Source organism: Desulfovibrio legallii (genome assembly GCF_004309735.1).
GTDB lineage: Bacteria > Desulfobacterota > Desulfovibrionia > Desulfovibrionales > Desulfovibrionaceae > Desulfovibrio > Desulfovibrio legallii.
Genome location: NZ_SIXC01000006.1, coordinates 125,709 through 147,606, shown reverse-complemented (window position 1 = coordinate 147,606; position 21,898 = coordinate 125,709). Strand labels below are relative to the sequence as shown.

The 21,898-nt window shown below is 62.0% G+C and carries 14 protein-coding genes; 7 read left to right on the top strand and 7 right to left on the bottom strand.

Going from position 1 to position 21,898, the window contains the following annotated elements:
- Positions 1 to 71: 71 nt before the first annotated feature.
- Positions 72 to 1,736: a peptide-binding protein gene (locus tag EB812_RS06400; RefSeq protein ID WP_118229138.1), complete on the bottom strand. Its 1,665-nt coding sequence runs from the start codon at positions 1,734 to 1,736 to the stop codon at positions 72 to 74.
- Positions 1,737 to 1,853: 117 nt separating this feature from the next.
- Between EB812_RS06400 and EB812_RS06395 the strand changes: the two genes are divergently transcribed.
- The 4 genes from EB812_RS06395 (at position 1,854) to EB812_RS06380 (ending at position 10,511) form a co-directional block, all read left to right on the top strand.
- A complete protein-coding gene (locus EB812_RS06395) occupies positions 1,854 to 5,123 on the top strand; it encodes a DEAD/DEAH box helicase (protein WP_118229139.1) in 3,270 nt (1,089 codons plus the stop codon).
- A gap of 262 nt (positions 5,124 to 5,385) precedes the next feature.
- Positions 5,386 to 6,117, top strand: a complete 732-nt coding sequence (dut, locus tag EB812_RS06390) for a dUTP diphosphatase (protein ID WP_380059455.1) — start codon at positions 5,386 to 5,388, stop codon at positions 6,115 to 6,117.
- An 80-nt stretch (positions 6,118 to 6,197) separates the two neighbouring features.
- Entirely contained in the window at positions 6,198 to 7,394 is a 1,197-nt protein-coding gene (locus tag EB812_RS06385; protein WP_118229140.1) for an aspartate aminotransferase family protein, read from the top strand.
- A gap of 789 nt (positions 7,395 to 8,183) precedes the next feature.
- Positions 8,184 to 10,511: a sensor domain-containing diguanylate cyclase gene (locus EB812_RS06380; protein WP_130957951.1), complete on the top strand. Its 2,328-nt coding sequence runs from the start codon at positions 8,184 to 8,186 to the stop codon at positions 10,509 to 10,511.
- 206 nt (positions 10,512 to 10,717) lie between these two features.
- Here EB812_RS06380 and EB812_RS06375 read toward each other — a convergent pair whose 3' ends face one another.
- The 5 genes from EB812_RS06375 to EB812_RS06355 form a co-directional block, all read right to left on the bottom strand.
- On the bottom strand, positions 10,718 to 11,278 hold the full coding sequence (locus tag EB812_RS06375; RefSeq protein WP_130957950.1) for a single-stranded DNA-binding protein: 561 nt from the start codon (positions 11,276 to 11,278) through the stop codon (positions 10,718 to 10,720).
- A gap of 127 nt (positions 11,279 to 11,405) precedes the next feature.
- Positions 11,406 to 11,744, bottom strand: a complete 339-nt coding sequence (locus EB812_RS06370; RefSeq protein WP_118229143.1) for a hypothetical protein — start codon at positions 11,742 to 11,744, stop codon at positions 11,406 to 11,408.
- 62 nt (positions 11,745 to 11,806) lie between these two features.
- Positions 11,807 to 12,457, bottom strand: coding sequence for a biotin attachment protein (locus tag EB812_RS06365; RefSeq protein WP_130957949.1), 651 nt, complete (start codon positions 12,455 to 12,457; stop codon positions 11,807 to 11,809).
- Positions 12,458 to 12,463: 6 nt separating this feature from the next.
- Positions 12,464 to 14,716 (bottom strand): acetyl-CoA carboxylase carboxyl transferase subunit alpha/beta, encoded by a 2,253-nt coding sequence (locus EB812_RS06360; RefSeq protein ID WP_118229145.1) that lies wholly within the window; start codon positions 14,714 to 14,716, stop codon positions 12,464 to 12,466.
- 91 nt (positions 14,717 to 14,807) lie between these two features.
- A complete protein-coding gene (locus EB812_RS06355; protein ID WP_270229131.1) occupies positions 14,808 to 16,247 on the bottom strand; it encodes an ATP-binding protein in 1,440 nt (479 codons plus the stop codon).
- A 254-nt stretch (positions 16,248 to 16,501) separates the two neighbouring features.
- On the opposite strand from EB812_RS06355, the gene EB812_RS06350 reads away from it, so the two are divergent.
- From EB812_RS06350 to EB812_RS06340, 3 genes are all read left to right on the top strand, one after another.
- Positions 16,502 to 17,380: a purine-nucleoside phosphorylase gene (locus EB812_RS06350; protein ID WP_118229146.1), complete on the top strand. Its 879-nt coding sequence runs from the start codon at positions 16,502 to 16,504 to the stop codon at positions 17,378 to 17,380.
- 57 nt (positions 17,381 to 17,437) lie between these two features.
- Complete coding sequence (gene typA / locus EB812_RS06345; protein WP_118229147.1) at positions 17,438 to 19,267, top strand: translational GTPase TypA; 1,830 nt, start codon at positions 17,438 to 17,440, stop codon at positions 19,265 to 19,267.
- A 340-nt stretch (positions 19,268 to 19,607) separates the two neighbouring features.
- The gene (locus EB812_RS06340; RefSeq protein ID WP_118229148.1) at positions 19,608 to 20,879 is read left to right on the top strand and encodes a DUF2207 family protein; all 1,272 of its coding nucleotides are present in this window, start codon (positions 19,608 to 19,610) and stop codon (positions 20,877 to 20,879) included.
- Positions 20,880 to 20,925: 46 nt separating this feature from the next.
- Here EB812_RS06340 and EB812_RS06335 read toward each other — a convergent pair whose 3' ends face one another.
- Positions 20,926 to 21,840 carry a M15 family metallopeptidase gene (locus EB812_RS06335; RefSeq protein WP_118229149.1) on the bottom strand — a complete coding sequence of 305 codons (915 nt, stop codon included), beginning with the start codon at positions 21,838 to 21,840 and terminating at the stop codon, positions 20,926 to 20,928.
- Positions 21,841 to 21,898 lie beyond the last annotated feature (58 nt).

Genomic DNA, 21,898 nt, shown 5'->3' with positions numbered 1-21,898 from the left:
AGGCGGCCTTGCATAAACTATGTGCCGACTTGCGCGGCCTTGTCAATGAGGGACAAGGCCGCGCGGGCGGCTCAGGGCTCAAGGGCGCTGCGCTGCAGAGACTTGGGCACCCACCATTGTTCAAAATTATACATGATGCCCGCCAGGGCCGGTTCTATGCCTTGAAAGCGGCGCTGCACCACGGGCAGGGCGTAAGGAACAAAAAGAAAGCAGTAGGGCTGATCCCGGTCCAGAATTTCCTGAATGCGCCAGTAGAGCCGGGCGCGCTGGTCCTGGTCCGGCAGGGAGCGCGCCTCTTCCAGCAGTGTGTCCACCTCCGGATTGCGGTAGTGGGTAAAGTTGAGGCCCCCCTCCACAGCCTGGGAGGAATGCCAGACCTGATAGATGTCCGGATCCTGCGGGATGGTCCAGCCCAGCAGTACGGCGTCAAAGCGGCCTTTGTTGACAAATTCACGGATAAAGGCGGCCCACTCCACCGTACGGATGCGCACGTCCACGCCTATGGCCCGCAATTGGGACTGAATGACCGTGGCCGTGAGGATACGCTGTTCGTTGCCCTGGTTGGTAAGGATGGTAAAGGCCAGGGGTTTGCCGTCCCGGTCCAGAATGCCATCGTGGTCGTGGTCGGCAAAGCCGGCCTGGGCCAGCAGGGCGCGGGCGGCGGCCAAATCCTGCCGCAGGGGCTTGAGCGTGGGGTGGCTGGCCCAGGTGCCGGGCTTAAAAGGGCCGAAAGCCGGAATGCCCTGCCCCAGCAGCACGCCCTTGATCAGGGCGTCCCTGTCCAGCGCCAGAGAAATGGCCCGCCGCACGCGCACATCTTTGAAAAAGGGGTGCTCCAGGTTAAAGCCCAGAAAAACATACATGGAGGCCAGATAGCGGTATTTGCGAAATTCCCGCTCCCAGACCGGGCCGGAGGTCTGCCGTAGATACTGCAGGGGCGAAAGGTCCATGACGTCCAGCCGCCCGGCCCGCGTTTCCATAAACATGGTGGCCGTGTCGGGGATAATACGGTAGACTATCTTATCAATGTGCGGTCGCCCCATAAAATAGCTAGGCGAAGCGGTCAGCACCATGCGGCTGCCCGATTCCCACGACGTGAGTCGGTACGGGCCCGCGCCCAGAGGCTTGCGGGCAAAATCCGTGGTGCGGATGTTCTGCCCCTCCAGAATATGTTTGGGCAGGATGGGGTTCATCCAGGTAGCTACGGCCCGGGCGAAAAACTGATCGTACGTGACCTCGAAGGTATAGCGGTCGATAATGCGCAGATCCTTGATGCGCAAAAAATCCTCGGCATAGGGGCTGCCCGTAGCCGGGTCCGCCGCCAGCTTGCAGGTAAAGGCCACGTCCGCGGTGGTCAGTTCCTTGCCGTCCTCCCAGAGGATGCCCTTGCGCAGGGTAAAACGCAGACGCTTGCCGCCGTCCTCCAGGCTCCAGCTCTGGGCGGCCCAGGGTTCAGGCTGCAGATTTTTGTCGTAGCGCAGGGGCGCCACGTAGAGCAGGTCGGCAATTTCATGCGAAGGCGCATCGGCCGTAAGATAAGGGATGAGGTTGGAAGCCTCCCCAATGGTGCCGAACAAAATGCGCCCGCCGTCCACAGGCGCGGCGGCGGCTTCCCCATGCGCGGCGGCAACTGCGGCCGACGCGCACCACAAAGCTGCGGCGCAGACCAGGGCCACCAAGGCCACGTGCAGCGCGGTCAGCGCCTTGATTGAGCGCTCAAAAAATATTTTTTCCATCTGCCAGACACTTCATATTGCTTTTGCCCCCCCACCTGTGCTATTTGTCGCAAACGTCATACATCGCCCCGCAGCTGTCGTTCCGGACGCGAATTCAGGGGCTTTTTTGAGGAACGCATGAGCCGATCAGAACAGAGCGTCGTTCGCGAAATGTGCCAGACTTTCCTGCACGACAGCGTGCCGGAGTACATCCGCGACGCGGCCTACTATATCCTCTCCGAGGGAGAGGTGCAAAAAATAAATATCCAGGAAGGCGAGACCTGGGACGTGCAGGGCGTCATCCAGGGCGGCGACCTGCAGGTCTATACGCCCAGCCTGAGCTTTACCATCACCGACCGCAGCACGCGCCACCAGTGCAACTGCTCCGACGCTTTCACGGGCATCTGCCGCCATGTGGCGGCCCTGGCTCTGCGCCTGGTGGAAGAACTGCGCAAGGAACAGGGCGACCCGGAAGACACCCCGCCCCCCAGCACGGACTGGAAGCAGAGCTTCCGCAACTTTTTTTCCACGGACATGGAGCCGGAACCCGGCCGCCACTATCTCATCTTCCGTTTCGAACCGGAACAGGGGCGGCTGCTGGTTTCCTTTTTCCGGGGGAGGCAGAACAAATCCGGCCTGTCCAGCGTGCACAACGAAATCACGCTGGAGCAGATCATCCAGAACCCTGAATGGTGCGAATTCTCTCCCCAGCTGCCGCACGTGGCCCGGCAGATCGGCCAGCACCTCGACTACTACGGCCACCGGGTGGAAATCCCCCAGGGGCTGACCTCCTGGTTTTTCTGGTCTGTGCGCAAGGAATATTACCTGCTCTGGAAAGACACGGACATGCCCTGCCGGATAGAGAGCACGCCCTTTTCCCTCAAGCTCAGGCCCATTCTGGACGACTCGGGCTTTCACTTTGACGTGCTGCTCAAGCGGGAGGGTCGCCCGCCCCTGCCCATCCGGGCCGGCCGCATCACGGGCAACGAACGCGGCAGCAGCCAGCCTGAAAGCTCTGCCCCCGAAGACGCGCCCATCACCTTTCACGGGCAGATGCCCCTGTGGGTCTGCTACCAGCACAATTTCTATCCGGTGCAAACGGGCCTCTACCCTTCCCTGGTGCGCAACCTGATCTATGAACGCCCCGTAGTGCCCCACGAAGAAATTTCGGAATTTCTGGACCGGGTCTGGACCCGCCTGCCCGCCTCGGAGCTCTATGAGCCGCAGCAGTTCCTCAAGCTCATGGAGCCGGTCTTCCAGCCCGCCACCTACAACCCCAAGCTCTTTCTGGATGAAGAAGGCAGCCTGCTGACCCTGGAAATCGACAACGTCTATGAAACCCGCCACGGCGAATTCACCCTCAACGGGCCCAACCCTGACTTCCAGACCGGCAGTTACGGCTATGAAGGACAGACTTTTCTGGTCCGCCGCCACCAGGAAGAAGAAGCCCAGCTCATGAGCGAACTGACGGGCATGGGCTTCCAGGCCCGCTCCAGCAAACTCTGGTTTCTGGAACCGGAAGAGGCCATTGCCTTTTTGCTGGATTCCTACCCCAAGCTGGTGGAAAACTACCGCGTCTATGGTGAAAAGGCCCTCTCGCGCTACAAGGTGCGCACGGCCATGTCCAACATCACGGCCCAGGTCACCAGCAATGAGAAGGAAAAGTGGTTTTCGCTGGATATTACCGTGGACTACGAAGGCCAGTCCCTGCCGCTGGAAAAAATCTGGAAGGCCTGGACGCGCGGCAAGCGCTATGTGCAGCTGAAGGACGGCTCCTACACCAGCCTGCCCGAAACCTGGCTGGAAAAGCTGGCCCACAAGCTCACGGCCCTGGGCCTGGACCCCAGCAAGCCGCCGCAGCAGAAGTTCAAACAATTCGAGGCCCCGGTGCTGGACAGCCTGCTGGAAGATCTGCCCGGCGCGGCCACGGACTCCTTCTGGAACAACCTGCGCGAAAAAATCCGCTCCTTCCGCGAGGTGCGGCCCATTGCCCCGCCCAAGGGCCTCAACGCCGATTTGCGCGCCTACCAGGCGCAGGGGCTTTCTTACCTCAACTTTCTGTCGGAATACGGCTTCGGCGGCATTCTGGCCGACGAAATGGGCCTGGGCAAAACCGTACAGACCCTGGCTTTTATCCAGTACATGGCGGAACGCCGGTACGAGGGCCCCAACCTTATTGTAGTGCCCACATCCGTGCTGCCCAACTGGGAACGGGAAGCGGAAAAGTTTGTGCCCGGACTCAAGCGCCTGACCATTTACGGCACCAGGCGCGAGGGCATGTTCAAACACATTGCAGGCTCGGATCTGATCATCACCACCTACGCCCTGTTGCGGCGCGACCTGGAGGAGATGGAAAAATACGAGTTTAACACCGTTATTCTGGATGAAGCCCAGAACATCAAAAACCCCAATACCATCACGGCTCGTGCCGTGCGCCGCATCAACGCCCGCATGCGCCTTTGCCTTTCGGGCACGCCCATTGAGAACAACCTCTTTGAGCTCTGGTCCCTGTTTGAATTCCTTATGCCCGGCTTTCTTGGTTCGCAGCATGCCTTCCAGCGCGGCATCGTCAAGCCCATCAAAGACGGCGACGCCGAAACCCTGGACTACCTGCGCACCCGCGTGCGGCCCTTCATCCTGCGCCGCACCAAGGCCGAGGTGGCCAAAGACCTGCCGCCCAAGGTGGAAAGCGTCACCTGCTGCGCCCTGGAGGACGCCCAGGCCGAACTCTACGCCGCCCTGGCCCGCAAACTGCGCGCCCAGGTGCTGGCCGACGTGGACGAAAAAGGCCTGGCCAAAAGCCAGATGTCCATCCTGGACGCCCTGCTTAAGCTGCGCCAGATCTGCTGCCACCCGCGCCTGCTCAAACTGGACCTGCCCGGTTTTTCCAATAACCTGCCTTCCGGCAAATTCGACGCCTTCAAAGACATGGTCATGGAAATCGTGGAGGGCGGGCACAAGGTGCTGGTCTTCTCGCAGTTTGTGCAGATGCTGCATATCATCCGGCAGTGGCTGGAATTCTCGCAGGTGCCCTTCTGCTATCTGGACGGAGCCAGCAAGGACCGCTTTGACCAGGTGGATCGCTTCAACAACAGCCCGGACATTCCCATCTTCCTCATTTCGCTCAAGGCGGGCGGCACAGGCCTTAACCTCACATCGGCGGACTACGTCATCCACTACGACCCGTGGTGGAATCCGGCGGTGGAAAGCCAGGCCACAGACCGCACCCACCGCATCGGCCAGACCCGGCAGGTCTTTTCCTACAAGCTCATCTGCCAGAACACGGTGGAGGAAAAAATCCTCAAGCTGCAGGAGGCCAAACGCGGCGTGGCCGAAGCCATCATCCCCGGTCAGGACGCCTGGAAGTCCCTCACTCGCGAGGATCTGGAAATGCTCTTCGAGGTGTAAGGCCGAACTAGAGCAGATTCCCTTTGAGGATAGATATTCTCAAAGGTTATGGCACGCTCGTTCCGGCGCGTACGCAACCGCCAGGGCATTGCAACGTTGACATACCCTGGCCTGCCCCGCACCGGCAGGCAATGCGGCCGGGCGCGCGGTCAGAGCAGTTAGCGAATGAAATGAGCTAACTGCTCTGCAAGGATTTTCTTGAAAATCCTTGCCACGAAATGCGAGAAGGTAGGCTTTTGCCTGCCGTAAGCGAGCATTTCAAGTGTTAAATGCTCCAGAAGGACACCTGGAGAGCCGCCTGACGGGCGGTTTTGCCCCCTGTCCAAAAGTCTGCGGCCGGGAATGCTTTTCCCCGGCAGCGGACTTTGCCCCGCTATGGGAGGCCGTTGCCGCGGCGGGACAGACAAAAACCCGGAGCATCGGGGCGGGCCGCCATTCCGCGCTTGCCCCCAGGGGCAACCTGCGCTACTACACGGGCATGAACACGCCCCACCCCACCTTTGTGCCTCCCGCCGCCACGGCCGCCTTGGACGTGAACGTGGCCTTTGTGTCTCCCGCCGCACGGGCTCTGTATTTGGCCGACCCTGAGGCCGGCCTTGCCCCGGCCACAGCCCAGGCCGTTGGCCTGGATCTGCGCGCCTGCCTTACGGCCGACGAGGCCGTGGTGCGGCCCGGCGCACGGCTGGCAGTGCCCACGGGGCTGAGCGTGCAGCCGCACTGCGCGGACGTGGCGGGCTTTATCTATTCCCGCAGCGGTCTGGGCGCGCGCGACGGCCTCACCGTGGCGCAGGGCGTGGGCGTGGTGGACCCGGACTATACCGGAGAAATCCTGGTCTACCTCCTGAACACGTCGGAAAACCCCCTGCGCATTAAACGCGGCGACCGCGTAGCCCAGCTCATTTTTCAGCCCATAACGCGCCCCTGCTGGCGCGAAGTCCCGTCCCTGGCCGCTACGGCCCGGGGCGCGGGCGGATTCGGACACACGGGCCGCTGATCCGCCCCCTTGCCGCGCCGTTTTTCTTTGGCTGCGGCCTTTTACCAACCCTTTGCCGTCCTTCAAAAAGGAGCACCGCCATGTCACAAGCCTTTGCCGCCGTCAAAGCCGCAGAAGAGCAATTGCTCTGCCGTTCGTACAGCCGTTATCCCCTGGCTGTGGTCCGAGGCAAAGGCGCCCGACTTTGGGACGTGGACGGCAAGGAATACATCGACCTGCTGGCCGGCATTGCAGTGACGGCCCTTGGCCACTGCAACGACGAAATCTGCGCCGCGCTGGAACAGCAGGCCCGCAAACTCTGGCACGTGAGCAACCTCTTTTATCAGGAGGAACAGCTGGATCTGGCCCGCCGCCTGCTTTCCACCAGCCACCACGGCAAGGCCTTTTTCTGCAATTCCGGGGCCGAGGCTAACGAAGCCTGCATCAAGCTGGCCCGCCGCTACATGCGCACGGTCAAAAAACGGGACGCCTACACCATTATTTCACTGGGTGGTTGTTTTCACGGGCGCACCCTGGGCACCCTGGCGGCCACGGGGCGCGAGAGTCTGAGTGAGGGCTTTACCCCTCTGCCAGAAGGCTTTGTGCAGGTGCCCACGGGCGATCTGGCGGCTCTGGAGGCCGCCGTCACCCCGGCCACCGCAGCCGTGCTGGTGGAGGTAGTGCAGGGCGAAGGCGGCATCGTGCCCCTGCCCGCAGCCTATCTGCGCGGGGTAGAGGCCCTCTGCCGCCGCCACGACATCCTTTTTCTCTGCGACGAAGTGCAGGCCGGCATGTGCCGCACGGGCAAGTTCTGGGCTTTCCAGAACTTCGGGCTCACCCCGGACGCCATCAGCATAGCCAAGTCCCTGGCCAACGGTCTGCCCATGGGGGCCATGCTGGCCACGGACGAAATGGCCAAAGGCTTCGGCCCCGGCAGCCACGCCACCACCTTCGGCGGCGGCGCCCTGACCTCCGCCGTGGCGGCCAAAGTGGTGGAGATCATGCAACGCGACCATCTGGCAGACCGGGCCGCCGCGCTGGGCGGACGCCTGCTGGAGACACTCCGGGGGTTGCAGGCCGCCCTGCCGGACAAAATTCGCGAAGTGCGCGGACTGGGCCTGATGATCGGCGTGGAGCTGGCCGTGCCCGCTCAGGCCGTGTGGGAGGAACTGCTGCGCCGGGGCATCATCTGCAACCTGAGCCACGGCACCACCTTGCGCCTCCTGCCCCCTCTGACCATTGACGAGGCCGATCTGGACGTTTTCACCGCCACCCTGGAAGCCATTTTGCGCAGCTGACCAACCACACAGCATTTTTGCGGCATACTCATATTCCCGCAGCCGGAAGCCTCGGCTTTTGGCTGCGGGAATATGTCATGCGCCATCCATCTTCACGCCGCCTCCCCCTCACATACAAAACGGCTTCCCCGCAGTCCGCACAAACCGCGCATGTCCGCACCACGCGGTTTATGGCATGCCCGTGCAGCAAGGCTGCGGCCTCTGTTTTCTTCTCCAGAGCATTGCAACGTTGACAATAGACATTCTCAAAAATTTGCTATGTTAGCCCATGTGGTTACCAGCGCAACTACAGAGCGCTGCTGTCTTTGCCCGTAACTTCCTCCGTCATACCGGGCCAAGCTCCTGCGTCGCAACGACTGAAGCTGCGTTTATACCTGCGTAGCGGGCGGCTGCGTGGACAAGGGCAGCGCCCCAGACGCGCCACAACGAATAGCAGGACGCGGTTGCCTCTAACCGTAACCGGCGTTGCAGCCCTGGCTTGCAGCATCCCCCACCAAGTCGAAATACCGCAGCAATGATTTATTAATAACTATCAGTTAATCAAAAAATATTGATACCTGGCTGCCTGCAGCATTGCCACGACTATTGCAAACAGCAACAGCTTGTGGACAGTGCGACACACCCTCAAGCACGGCTCTTCCCACAATTGGGCACCAAAGCTCCCATTTTGGGTTTACAAGCCCTTTTTTACATTTTTTAGGCCTAAAATCCATTTCCTGAAGGGGACGAACACTTCCCTTTGGTTGACAAAAATAGTAATCTGTAGCGACCTTACAATCGGATGTACGCATGTCCAAGCCTGTTACCACTATAGCCGCTGCGCTCTTGTTGCCGGCACTGTTTATGGTGTTGTTTTTTTTTGTGCACGACTACGCCAACGAAACTACCGGCAATCTTAACCAGGGTATAGTCACCAGGCTGCAGGAAATACATCAGCGCCACGCCAAGAGCTTCGTCAGGGCTATTGCCGAACAACTTACGGCCTTCAAAGGCGTGGCCGCCGTACTGAACGACAAATCCATGGAAGAAGCAGACCGCGTGCTGGTCTCCTTGGGCCCCGTACTGCGCGCCCAGGGGGTGCGGCGCTTCAGCCTTGTAGACCTGGACGGCCAAGGAACGGACCTGGACGGCGCAAGGGTGGACCACAGCCGCACGCCGGCTTTTTTGCGGGCCAAAGCGGGCGACGTCGGCTTCAACGTGCGTGAAGACAAGCCGCAGAACCGATGTCTGATCATGGCCGTGCCCGTGCGCCGCAATGGTATTGTCGCGGCAGTGCTTATGGGCGGCGCCAAGCCGGAAAGGCTGGAACAGCGGCTGGAATCGCTGGCCTTCGGCAGCAGCATCTATACCCTTGTGCTGGACAGCAAGGCGCGATCGTTATTCTGGACGCCCCCACCGGACAAACGCATGGAAGACCTGCTGCCTTTGTTTGCCCAACAGGGGCTGCCGCCATCGCTGCGCGATTTTTTGCAGCAGCGCTTTACCAAGGGCCGCCGCAATGAGGTGGTGCATTTTGAAGATGCCGTTTCCGGCAGCGGGCTGTACCTATGTAACAGTCCGCTGCCGGAAACGGGCTGGCAGGTGGTTTCTCTGCTGCCGCAGAAAGTGGAAACTGCCCTTGTAGCCCGGCAAAACGCCATCACCACCACCCTTGTCTGGCGCATCATTCTGGTGGGAGCGCTGCTGGCCTTGGGGCTGCTTTTCCTGGCGCGACGGACACTGCACAAAATGCGCCTGCAGCAGGAAGATTATCGCTCCATTATCTCCAGTATTTCCGGTGGGGTCATCAAGTTCGCCGGGCTGCACGGGCCCTTCCTTTTTCTCAGTCCCAATTCTTTACGGTTACTCGGCTACGGCAAAGAAGAATTCCTGCGCCTGTTCGGCAACGACTTTTCCGCCACCATCTACGAACACGACAGGGATATGGCCCTGCGCACGATGGAACAACAGCTGGAAAGCGGACTGCACATTGACGTGGAATACCGCATACGTTCCAAGAGCGGCGCGCTCATCTGGATATGCCACAAAGGCTCACCGGTCAGTGTGGACCACGGCGCCCCCTACATCCAGAGCATTATTTTTGACATTACCCACAACAGAGAAGCAGCCCAGGCCAAGCGCATTTCAGACGAGCGCTACCATTTTATTCTGGAGCAGCACGACATCATCATTTTTGAACAAAATCTGGAAACAGGGCATTTTTCCTGCTCCGCCCAATGGCTGCAGACCTTCGGCCGCGTATTCAACATTCTGGAACCCGATCCCCGGCACACCCTTATTCCTGTGCACAAAAACGACCGGACACGCCTGGCTGTTTTCCAGAATGCGGTACGCCAGGAAGCGCACCACGTCAAAACATCACTGGAGCTGCGTCTGCACGACGCTGCAGGGCACCTTCGCTGGTACCGCATTGAGGCCTCAAACCTGACCAACGCCCAGGGAAAGCCCATTTATATTTTTGGCATCATTACAGATATTGACCAGCAAAAGGCCTTGGAGCTGCAGCTCCGCTCCCAGGCCAATCGGGACAGCGCCACGGGCATGCGCAATAAAATGGCCACGGAACAGGCCGCCGCGCGGGTGCTGGATATGCTCAACAGACATGCAGAAGTCCCCGACGATGCCCAAGGCTACGCCATGTTTATGATCGATTTTGACAACTTTAAAAGCATTAACGACAGACTGGGGCACGCGGCCGGCGACAGAGCCATTCTTGAGATGGCCCAGATCATCAGCAAAAATTTTCGCAATACGGATATTGTCGGCCGCGTAGGCGGGGACGAATTTCTGGTATTCTGCACGGCAAAAATGCACAAAGAACAGATCCGCCAGCGCGCCCGGCAGCTGGTCAGCCAGCTGCACACCCAGTGCCGCGCCTCCGAAGACAGCCTCTCGCTTACCGCCAGCCTGGGGGTGGCCTGCTACCCGCAGGACGGCAAAGACTTTGCCACCCTGTTCAACCATGCGGATATGGCCACCTATGAAGCCAAACGTCAAGGCCGGAACCGCTGTGTCTTTTTTGACGAGTTAGGCGTCGGTGATGCGACGAGTCCGGCGGCGGTGCGCGCTGCGACAACAAAAAACGCCGACGATGCCGTGCCTCTCCTGGAAGACTGACCCAAGCGCGGACGTGTGATGCCCCACGGCGAGCGGGCCTTGCCTGCGCCAAGGCGGCGGTCATGGCGGACAGGCCCCCACGCCACTGATTGCATGCCGCAAAGCGCGTCCCACCCACGTTTGCCATAAGCAAAGCGCCCCGCAGACCTGATCAACAGGCCCATGGGGCGCTTCGTTACACTGCGCTGCCGCCGACGCGGATTGCTCTAAAAGGGCACATCGTCCATATTGGACGCCTCCGAAGGGAAGGCCGGGCCCAAATCCTCTTCCTGCTGGCGGGGTGGTTGGGCCTGTGGCCTGCCGCCCTGATTGCTGCGCGGCGCGCCTTCCTGTCCGCCGCGCGGGCCTGCGGGTTGCGCGTTGCGCGGGCTGCCGCGGTGCTGCGCCGGTGCGCCGTAGTCGTCCTCATACCCGCCCTGGCCGCCGCCGCGCGGGCCGTCGCCCTTGCGGTCCAGAAACTGCACCCGCTGGGCCTTGATTTCCGTGGTGTAGCGGTCCTGCCCCTGCTGGTCCTGCCATTTGCGGGTCTGCAGGCTGCCTTCCACATAGACCAGACTGCCCTTGCTGAGGTAGGTGGCGCAATTTTCAGCCTGCCGCTGAAACACGGAAACGCGGTGCCATTCAGTACGTTCCACTTTGTTGCCGTCGCGGTCCACATAAGATTCGTCCGTGGCCACATTGAGCGAGGCCACAGGAGAGCCGCTCTGGGTGTAGCGCAGCTCCGGATCGCGGCCCAGTCGCCCGATAATCATGACTTTGTTCAGCATGGAGTCTTCTCCGTTGGGGCATTGTGCCTTTGCGAAAGTTTTTTTGTTGCGGTTTTGCCGCCCGTGCCGCAGGCGCGGGCACGCGGCAAAGGGGGCGTGTTATGGCGAGGGCTAGCGCAACCCGGAATCAGGCCACAAAGGCCCGTTCCAGGTCATCCAGCACGTCTTCCAGCTTATCGCTCAAGACATTGGCCTCGCGCGGCTGCCAGTCGGCCAGGGCGGCTTCCAGCGCAGCCTTGATGCGGGCCGCCTCATGGATGCCGGGGCCCAGAGCCGCACGTCGGGCCTGGGACCAGGGCAGAAACTGCAGGCCCTCGTCCAGGGCCCGCACCATCTCCAGCACGCCGTGGTTTTCGTGTTTGATGGGAACGCTGAAGGCCAGTTCGCTCAATTGCGGCCAGAGCTGCTCCAGCAGGTCTTCATTCCAGGTCACGGCTGTGACGCGTATCTGCAGGGCTTTGCCCATAAACGCCCTCCTCAAAAGCATGGCTTGTGGGCCGCGCCCCAAAAAACAGCCTACGGCGCAGGCTAGTCCGTTTCCGTCCACTCCGTGCGCACACGCATAACCACCTCCTGAATGGCGGCCAGCTGGTCCTTGGGGCAGACGCCGATGAGCGGCGCGCCCGCGTCCATATTTTCATTGTATTTGAAGTAGACGGCATAGATGACGCCGTCCGGCCCCGCATAGTTGAGGGGAACCTCCCGTTTCATGCGCGACATGATCAGGATTTCCATGCCGTCGCGCACCGCTACAGACTGCGCGTCGGCGGCGCGGATTTTTTTGTCCACCTCAGGGGTAAAGTAGTACTTGGCCCGCTCCGGCGCAAGAAAGAGGTGCAGCGCTTTTTGCAGAATAATGTGCTCCACCTCGGCGCGGGTAAGTTTGTGACGCAACACGGCCAGGGGCGTGCCCGCCTCCACAAACGTGCCTTCCAGATCTGTATAAATATGGCTTACTTCCCCTTTTTCAGGGGCGCAGATGGGTTTGGGGTTACGTTCGCGCTCCAGCGTGGCCACAAGGGAGCCGGGTTTTTCCTTCCAGAGGCCTTGCGGGCCCAGGGCCATGTCCCCCTGGTGCAGTCCGGCGAAGGTCACGCGCCCCGTATGCGGGGTGCTGATGACGATTTCGCGGTAGGGCGCGGCCTTGATTTCGTCCAGCAGTGCGGAGATATTGATCATAACGTCCTAACGATAATACAGGTTCCGCCCGCCGATGGTGAGCAGGGCCTGCTTGAGGTTGGCGCGAATCTGCCGTCGGTCCCAGATGCCCTGGATGTGCCCGCGTGAGAGGGCCCGATAGGACCGGTGGTATTTGGGCGGCACGTCCATGCCCGTGGTTTCCTTGATGACGCCCGGCCCGGCAAAGCCGATGTTGGACGAGCGCACGGCGAACTGGTAGGGCGAGCAGCCAAGAAAACTGGCCACGGGCCCGGCAAAGGAATTGGTGTCGTAGAGCACCATGTACAGGCCGCCGGATTCAATATAACGACGCACGGCCACGGTGCAGCGCGGCATCTGAATGACGCCGTGGGTGCCCTCCTGAATGCGGATGCCGGCGGTGCCGTGCACATAGGCCAGGAAAGGATAGCGCTTTTTGGCGGCGCGCTGGGCGGCCTCCACAAACTTGTAGCCTTCGGCCGCGCCCACGGAGCCGCCCCGGAAGGTGCCCATAAGCATGGCCACCACCATTTTTATGTTGTCAATGCGGGCCTCAAAGGTCATGCAGCCGCTTTTGGCCCCGGTCTTCTTCTGGGCGGCGGCGATGCGCGCGCCAAAGTCCGGGAAGTCCAGCGGGTTGCCCGCCTCGATCTCGCTGTTGAACTCAAAGACTGAGCCCAGGTCAAAGACGTTTTTCACGTACCATTCCGGTTCCATGGGGAAATGGTAACCGCAGTGGCTGCACACCCCGGCAAATTCGGCAAAAAGGTCCGGTCCCCAGAGGTCCAGGCAGCCGTACGAGGCGCTGTTGGGGCAGGTGACGGCACGATCGATTTTGTAGCGCGGCGAAATGTAATTCCACTTGCTGCGGCGGCCGTCGTCGGACCAGGTGGAAAGGGCCGTGAGCTCCTTGGCCTTGCTTTCGGTACGGGCGCTGGGCAGCTTGTGGGTAAGTTTGTGCCAGGGGGCCAGCAGCCGCCCCTTAAAGACCTCCCACTCATTGCCCATTTCCTCCACAAAGGTGCGGATCTGCCGCTGGTGCTTGCGGTAAAAATCGTACTTGAAGCTGATCCAGGGTTTGGAAACCCAATCCCAGGTGGCGGCGGCCATCTTGGTGAGAAAGGGACGACGGTCGCGCGCAGCCTGACGCGAAAGGCGCAGAAACTTCTGCTGCCGCTTTTCGCGCAGGCGGTCCTTGGCCGCAGAGGAAAGCCCCCAGCGGGTGTACATGTCGTCCAGGTTGGCTTCGGGCCGCCGCACGCGGGCCAGAGCCAGACGCTTGAGCACGGGCATTTTGCGCGTGGAAATGACCACTTCGTCCGTGGCCCGCAGCACTTCCTGCCGCAGCTGGCGAAAAAAATCAAAATGCCAGGGCCGCGCCCCCAGGGGGGGCTCCTGCACAATGCGGTCAATGTAGCCGAATTTCAGGTTGTCCTGGGCGGTGATTTTGAGGTGATCGGCGCAGTGCTCAATGAGCTCCGGCGTGGCGCGCTGCCCGGCCTTGAGGCGGCCCTCAATGGCGGCGGCCCCTTCGGGCGAGATGACCGAATAGTAGCCGTGCGAAAGCATCAGCCGCTTGTCCGCCAGGCCAATGGCCTCGGCCCCGCCGGAACCGCCCTCGGAAATGACCGTAATGACCGGCACCCGCAGCCCTGCCATGCTGTAAATGTTGCGGGCGATCTGCTGGGCCGCGCCGGGATAGTCCTCAATGGGAAAAGAGCCGGGCGTAAAAATGTAGGTGTGGATGGGGATGCCCTCGGTTTCGGCCACGCGCATATACTGCTGGGCCTTGGCGTTGCCCCAGGGCTTTACCGAACCGCCGTTGCGGAACTCCGCGCCGTGGCCCTTTTCCTGACCGATAACCATAACCGACTGGGTATAGGTCTTCTTGCCCCGGCGGCGGGTAATCACCGCGCGGGCAATGAGCATGCTGGGGTCCAGGCTGTGTTCGTCCTGACCGCCCACCTCGGTAAAGTTGTCGTAGACGTTTTCAAGAATGTCGCGCAGGCAGACGCGCTGGGGGTGGCGCACAATGCGCACCCGATCCATGGGGGTAATGCTCGCTTCCAGGCGGCGTTCCACATAGCCAAAGAGGTCTTCCACCGTGGCCAGCTCGGCAAAGGGGTCCTCCAGCTGGCCGGCGCGGGCGCGGGCCTCAAAAGCCGCGAGTTTTTCTTCCAGCAGCTGGGCATTGTCCCTGTGCTTGCCGACAAAGATGTCTGCCAGATACGTGAGTCTGTCACGCAGATTCTGAATATGCTTTTCTATCGTATTGTCCATAATGGGTACGGCCAGCTAGACTGTTTTTTTGAAATGGGCGAAAGGCTCGCATGCGCGCCGCTGTCGCCGGGCAAAAACCGCATACCGCACGTTAAAAACGCAGGATGCGTTCCGTATTGGCCGTCAGAAAGCCCACGTTGGACCTGAGGGCCTCGCCCGCGTTGTTGTGCCCTTCCAGGCGCAGGTCGCGCAAAAATTCCAGGCCGCGCGCCCTGGCTTCCTCCAGGTTTTTACCCCAGATGATAGCCAAGGCCAGGTTGGGGTCAAACTCAGTGGGGATTTCATAAGGCTCGGTGCCGGGCACATGGGTCAGCACCGTCAGCCAGGGCTGGTCACGCCAGGCAAAGCGTTCAATGCGCCCCACCCAGGGGGTGAAGCTGTTGTCCGGGTCTTCGGCGATAAGGCGGTATTCTATGCCCACGCCTTCAAACTCTATGTCCGCCTGGGCATAGCCCAGGGGCTGGCCCAGGCCGATGCGGATCTGCTCGGCGATAAGGTCTACGTCGCCCTGACCGCGCACCTTGGAAATGCGGGCGGAAACGCCGTTTTCCACCTGGATGCGGGTGTTCACCTCCATGAGGAAGGGGTCGCCCTGCCGGGTCACGATCCATTCCCAGGTGCCCACGTTGTCGTAGCCTACCTTGCGGGCCATGGTCAGGGAGTAGTCTACAATGTCGTGCAGTACCTTGGCCGCGTCAAAGGTGTACTCCAGAGTTTCAGGCGCAAAGCCGGGGGCCACCTCAATGCGTTTCTGCCGCCCCGTGGACTGAATGGAACAGTTGCGCGTGCCGAAATGCACCGGGTTTGTTCCGCTGCGGTCAGAAACCACCTGCACTTCCAGGTGATTAAAATCGGTGATGCGCTGCTCGATAAGCACGCCCTCGTCCTTGAACTGGCGCAGGGCGTAGCTGCGCACGCGCCGGAACACAGAGCGGAACTGGTCCGGGTCGTACACTTCCTCAATGCCCATGCCGCCGCCGCCCGCCGAAGCCTTAACCAACACCAGAGGCCGCTTAATGCCCTGCTGGGCCTGGAACTCGAAAATATCTTTGGCGATGTGCTCGGCTTCCATCTCATCGTAGATGGGCCTGTCTGAACCCGGCACCGTGGGCACACCCAGGCTGCGGGCCAGGCGTTTGGTGTTGATTTTATCGCCCAGCTCACGGATGATTTTCCACGAGGGGCCGATGAAAATCATTTTGCGGTCACGCTTGGTCACGCGCCGGGCAAAGCGGAAGTCTTCGGCAAAAAAGCCGTACCCGGGATGCACGGCGGTGCAGCCCGCATCGTCGGCCACGGCCATAAGCTCATTGGCGTCGTGGTAGGAAGCGACGCGGTAGAGGCTTTTTTCGCCCCCGCTCTCACGGGCCAGGCGCACATGGCCGGAGGCCATATCCTCCGTTGTGTACACGGCGGCAAAAGGCAGGCCCAGCTTGCCGCAGGCCCGCATGATGCGCATGGCTATCTCACCCCGGTTAGCCACCAGGACTTTGTGGTTTTGCAAGGCAGTGCCTTCCTGAACGGTATCCAAGCCGTATCTCCTGTAAAAAATCCGCGCCGGGCGGCGCTCAGTGGCGGTTGTTCCGGCCGGCGCAGTGCCGCCGACCCCGGGCGCATACGCCCTCGGCCCTTGTGGGACGGGGCCGTGCGGGCTATACATACGCTGCAGCTGCTCAATATAGCCGCTTTCGACAGGAAAATCCACAGGCGCGGGTCGGGCTCCGCGCAAAATTCGCGCAGCCCCGAACGCGCGCCACGGGTACATGCCCAAGGAAGGATAATGTTATGCAAAATCCGCAGGAAGTCCAGAGCGTGGCCGCAGAGCTGGCCCGACGCATGGCCGCTGGCCGCCGCAGCCTCGCCACAACCTCTGCAAAGGAGACTCCCGTGGGCGTCATTCTGGGCACGGGGCTTTCCGGCCTGGCGGAAAAGATGAACGACCCCATTGCCGTTCCCTATGCCGAGCTGCCGGGCTTTCCCGCATCCAGCGTGGCCTCGCACGCCGGGGCCTTTGTGTGCGGACGCTTTCCCGCACGCTGTGGCGAAGACGACGGCCAGGGCCGCACGGCCCTCATCCAGCAGGGCCGCTGCCACCTTTATGAAGGCCGCAACCCGGCCGAGGTCTGTATGGGCGTGCGGGTTATGGCCGCCATGGGCGTGCGCACGCTCATTGTCACCAACGCCGCCGGGGCCCTCAACCCCAATTTTGACGTGGGCTCCATCATGTGCATGAGCGACATGATCAACCACACCGGGGCCACTCCTCTGGCCGGGCCCAACTGCGCGGATTGGGGGCCGCGCTTTCCCGACATGAGCGAACCCTTTGACCCCGACCTGCGTGCCCTGGCCCTGGAAACGGCCTGTAAGATGGGCTTGCGCCTGGAGCGCGGCGTATACATTGGCGTGCACGGCCCGGAAATGGAAACCCCCGCGGAAACGCGCCTCTACCGCCAGTGGGGGGCGGACGCCGTGGGCATGAGCACCGTGCTGGAGGTCATTGCCGCCCGACATCTGGGCATGCGGGTGCTGGGGCTTTCCTGTCTGACCAATAAAAATCGTCCCGACTGTATGACCCCGACGCCGTTGGAAGAAGTCATCGCTGTGGCGCAGACCACGGGCAAGCAGCTGGGCCGGCTTATCCGCGCCCTGATGACAAAACTCTGAAAAATGCGTACAAGCGCCCCCTACACATTTTTGCAGAGATAATAGAGGCACCTTTTCATGCAGCACAACGAACATCTTCGTAACGTGGCTATCATCGCCCACGTAGACCATGGCAAGACCACTCTGGTGGACGCGCTGTTCAAGCAGGCCGGCGTGTTCCGCGCTGACCAGCAGGTGGACGAGCGCGTCATGGACAACATGGATCTGGAGCGCGAGCGCGGCATCACCATTGCCGCCAAAAACTGCGCCGTCACCTGGCGCGGCGTAAAAATCAACATTATCGACACGCCCGGCCACGCCGACTTCGGCGGCGAGGTGGAGCGCTCCCTCTCCATGGCCACCGGGGCCATTCTGCTGGTGGACTCTTCTGAGGGGCCCCTGCCCCAGACCCGCTTTGTGCTGCGCAAAACCTTGGAAGCCGGGCTGCCCGTGGTGGTGGTCATTAACAAAATCGACCGCAAAGACGCTCGCCCTCAGGAAGTGCTCAACGAAATTTATGACCTTTTCATCGACCTGGACGCCAGCGAAGATCAGCTGGAGTTCCCCGTGCTCTACGCCATCGGGCGCAAGGGCGTGGCCATGAATGCCCTGGACGACGAACAAAAAGACCTTACCCCCCTGTTTGAGGCCATCCTCAGCCATATTCCCGGACCGGTGCACGACCCGGACCAGCCCTTCCAGATGCTGGTGGCGGATCTGGACTATTCCGACTACCTGGGCCGCCTGGCCGTGGGCCGCATCATGCACGGCACCGTGCACGCCAAAGACACCTTGGCCTGCATTGGCGAAGGCGGCCAGGCCCGCCCCCTGCGCGCCACCAAAATTCAGGTCTACGACGGCCTGCAGCTGGCGGAGGTGGAACAAGCCACCCCCGGCGACATCGTGGTTATGGCCGGCATTGAGGACGTGACCATCGGCGACACCATCTGCACCCGAGAGAACCCCCGCGCCCTGCCACGCATCCGCGTGGACGAGCCCACCGTGGCCATGCGCTTTGGCATCAACACCTCTCCTCTGGCCGGACGCGAAGGCAAAATCGTGCAGAGCCGCGCCATCCATGACCGGCTTATCAAGGAAACCCTGCGCAACGTGGCCATCCGCGTGGAAGACACGGCGGACAAGGACGCCTTTCTGGTCAAGGGCCGGGGCGAATTTCAGATGGCCATCCTTATCGAAACCATGCGCCGCGAAGGTTTTGAACTCTCCGTGGGGCGGCCGCAGGTTATTCTGAAAAAGGACGAAACCGGCGCTGTCATTGAGCCGGTAGAACGCCTCTATGTGGACTGCGACGAAACCTTTATGGGCGTGGTGACGGACAAGCTGGCCCAGCGCAAAGGCCGCCTGCTCAACTGCGTCAACAACGGCACGGGCCGGGTGCGGCTGGAATTTTCCGTACCGTCGCGCGGGCTTATTGGCTACCGCGACGAATTTCTTACGGACACCAAGGGCACCGGCATCATGAACTCTTACCTGGAAGGCTACGACCGTTGGCGCGGCGATTTCCCCTCCCGCTACACGGGCTCCATCGTGGCGGACAGACCCGGCAGCGCCGTGGCTTACGCCCTGTTCAACCTTGAACCGCGCGGCGTGCTCTTTGTGGAGCCCGGCGACCCGGTCTACGAGGGCATGATCGTGGGCGAACACAACCGTGAAAACGATATCGACGTCAACGCCACCAAAGAAAAGAAACTCACCAACCTGCGCGCAGCGGGCAAGGACGAAAACGTCATCCTTACTCCGGTGAAAAAAATGACCCTGGAGCACGCCCTGCACTTTGTGCGTGAAGACGAGCTGGTGGAAGTGACCCCGCAGTCCCTCCGTTTGCGCAAACTGGAGCTTTCCGCCCAGAAGCGCTACCAGATGGCCGGCAAAAAAGCCAAGAGCTAGCGCGTGACGTTGAAATTGAGCTGGCGGCTGCGCGCGCCGATATCCGCCATAAAGGCGTAAGCGCGGCTTGGCCCGTTATGACGAAGGAAGCTACGGGCAAAGACAGCAGCACCGGGCAGTTGCGCTGTCCACAGCCGGACTGGGCCGCTTGAAATTTTGAGAACAGAAATTCTCAAAAATAACCTGTTCTGAGCCCGGCCCGGCGGTTCTTCCCAAAGACGCTTGGGGAAAGCGGTTGCCCGTGCAGGATGAGCCGGTTTTCATAGTGTACCTCGCGAGGGCGTGCGGCAACAACGCGCGCCCTCGTATTTTGTGCCGTTGTACGGAGGCTTTCATCCCCATGAACCGGATTGCCGCCATTTTTCCCACTGCCGACGCTGTAACGCTGGGGCCGCTGGCCGCCCTGTTTGCCGACAATCCGCGCCTTCCCGTGCAGATGCTGGCCTTCTGCGCGGTCTTTCTTTACTTTTTTCTGTTCTGGCGAAAGCTGGGGCCCGCCCCGGCCAAGGGCGCCATCACCCCCCGCTCCTGCCCGCCTGTTGCCGGGCAGCTCTGCCGCGAAACGTCTGCGGACGCCTCCCCCCTTTCCCCCCTGGCTGTGGATTATCTGCGCAACGCCACCCGCATCAGCGGCCGTGGCCTGGCCGCCGCCTTTCTGGACCTGACCCTCAAGGGCCTGTGCGCCGTCCACAAGGCCGACACAGGCGGCTACGTTCTGGAACCGCGCCCCTTGCCGGAACGGACAGCGCAGGCTCTGGCCGACGAAGAACGCGCGGTCTACGACGCCCTGATCCGCCAGGCCGACGACGGCAGGTTGGTCCTGCGCCCCTGCCAGGCTGGCCTGCGCGCCATAGCGGCCGCAGCACGTCACTGCCTGCAGCGTCGCTTTCCCGCCGCCTGGAGGCTCCAGACGCGGGCGGCGGTGGCGGGCTGGTTTGTGCTCTTGCCGCCGGCGCTCGTCGTCAGCGTGCTGGAGACGGATCTTGTGGGCCTGACGGCCGCGGCTGGGCTGCCGCCGGAAACCACGCCAGCCGCCGTCTGCGGCCTGTTCTGCACGGTCCTGGCCACGTCCCTGGCGATGGCTCCCAGGGGGACGGCCTGGCGTTGCCTCATCGGGCTGACGGCGGGCGGACTGCTCTGCGGCGGCCTGTGGGCGCTCCATGTGCAGGGATTTTTGCCCAGCGTGCAGTGGGTACTGCCCGCGCTTACGCTGCTTACGGCCCTGATCTTCACGGCCGCCCTCAAAACGCCCAGCCAGGCCGCGCGAACAGCCCTGGACGGCATTGAAGGCCTTGCCCTGTATCTCCGCGACGCCGGAAGCCCGGATAGGGAACGCACCGACCATACGGCCGGACTGGAGCCCCCGTCCGCCGCCTTCCGCCGCCTGCTGCCCTATGCCCTGGCCCTGGGGCTGGAAAAAGCCTGGTGCGACCGCTGTGCCGCCCCGCGGGACGTCGCCGCGCTGCAAGACGTGGCCGTGGACGCGGACCTGACCCGACGCGGCTGGGGACACTTTTTGCGCAGCTTCAGACAGGCAGTGGACGCGGCCATGGCCTCTCCCAGGCCCGCATCCCGGAAAAGTCTCCCCGGCCTTGCGGATAGCGACGCATAAACCCATTGCAACACAAGGCCCTTACGGCTGTACCTTCAAAATCCGCTCAAAATCCGTTCCCGTCCGGCGGCAGAACCTTGCACACGCCACGCAGCACGCGGGCCTTGCAGACGAGTTCAGGCCGGTATTCAAAGTGCATAAGGTCGTACTCGTGCCATTTGCCGCCCCAGATAAAGCCCGCGTCCTCAAAGGCCGCCACAATGGCCGAGGGGTAGCCCTTCTGCAGGGGATGGGGCCGCAGGGGGCTCCAGCGCCAGTAGGTGGCTATGCCGGGGCTGATGTCCAGGGCAATGCCGAAGGCGTGCGGGCTCAGACGGCTGGTGCCGGCAATGCGCCGCCAGGTGAAGCCACCGTCCATCTTGAGCAGGGGGCGCAGGGCGGACGTTTGCCGCACCGCCAGGGCAAGGCGCGCGTCCACGTCCCGCAGGGCCCTGGCCGCAGGCGCGGCCAGTTGCAGCCCTTGCCCCAGAAAACGCGCGGCCTGCAGCCCGGCGCGCACGGCCGCTTGATTTTCGCCGTACAACGCGCGCAAGAGAGCGTAGGAACGTCGCCGCCCCGGCGAGACGCCCAGGGGCGTTTCCGGCCTGTCCGGCTCCAACGGGTAGGGCTCGGCCATACTGCTGCGCACGTCCACATCCCAAAGGGCGTCGGCGTCGGGATCCGCCAGCGCCAGCCCCAAAGCAGCCGCGTCGGCCGCCAGGGGCGCGGCGTAAAGCACGCGCCGGCCGTCCTTCAGCAGCAGCCAGCGGCCCTCCGCGTCGTCCGCAAAGCCTTTTATCTGCGGATACGCCATACGCAGACAGTAAAGGTCCAGACGGGCCACGGCCGCGTCGTCCAGCTGATCCAGGACGGCGGCCTCCTCGGAGCGGGCGGCAGCCGCATCCTCCAGGGGTGCGGCCCGCGTAACCTGCGGCAGCGCCCCACACAGCACCAACACGATGAAGAAAAAATAACGCGCCATGCGGACAAGCCTACGCGCCGCCGCCTTGTCAAGGCAAGCGCTTTTGCGTACACCTGCG

Excerpts from the sequence above, each read along its gene's own strand:
- EB812_RS06400 (WP_118229138.1), bottom strand. The coding sequence starts at position 1,736 with ATGGAAAAAATATTTTTTGAGCGCTCAATCAAGGCGCTGACCGCGCTG.
- EB812_RS06395 (WP_118229139.1), top strand. The coding sequence starts at position 1,854 with ATGAGCCGATCAGAACAGAGCGTCGTTCGCGAAATGTGCCAGACTTTC.
- EB812_RS06385 (WP_118229140.1), top strand. The coding sequence starts at position 6,198 with ATGTCACAAGCCTTTGCCGCCGTCAAAGCCGCAGAAGAGCAATTGCTC.
- EB812_RS06380 (WP_130957951.1), top strand. The coding sequence starts at position 8,184 with ATGTCCAAGCCTGTTACCACTATAGCCGCTGCGCTCTTGTTGCCGGCA.
- EB812_RS06375 (WP_130957950.1), bottom strand. The coding sequence starts at position 11,278 with ATGCTGAACAAAGTCATGATTATCGGGCGACTGGGCCGCGATCCGGAG.
- EB812_RS06370 (WP_118229143.1), bottom strand. The coding sequence starts at position 11,744 with ATGGGCAAAGCCCTGCAGATACGCGTCACAGCCGTGACCTGGAATGAA.
- EB812_RS06365 (WP_130957949.1), bottom strand. The coding sequence starts at position 12,457 with ATGATCAATATCTCCGCACTGCTGGACGAAATCAAGGCCGCGCCCTAC.
- EB812_RS06360 (WP_118229145.1), bottom strand. The coding sequence starts at position 14,716 with ATGGACAATACGATAGAAAAGCATATTCAGAATCTGCGTGACAGACTC.
- EB812_RS06350 (WP_118229146.1), top strand. The coding sequence starts at position 16,502 with ATGCAAAATCCGCAGGAAGTCCAGAGCGTGGCCGCAGAGCTGGCCCGA.
- typA (WP_118229147.1), top strand. The coding sequence starts at position 17,438 with ATGCAGCACAACGAACATCTTCGTAACGTGGCTATCATCGCCCACGTA.
- EB812_RS06340 (WP_118229148.1), top strand. The coding sequence starts at position 19,608 with ATGAACCGGATTGCCGCCATTTTTCCCACTGCCGACGCTGTAACGCTG.
- EB812_RS06335 (WP_118229149.1), bottom strand. The coding sequence starts at position 21,840 with ATGGCGCGTTATTTTTTCTTCATCGTGTTGGTGCTGTGTGGGGCGCTG.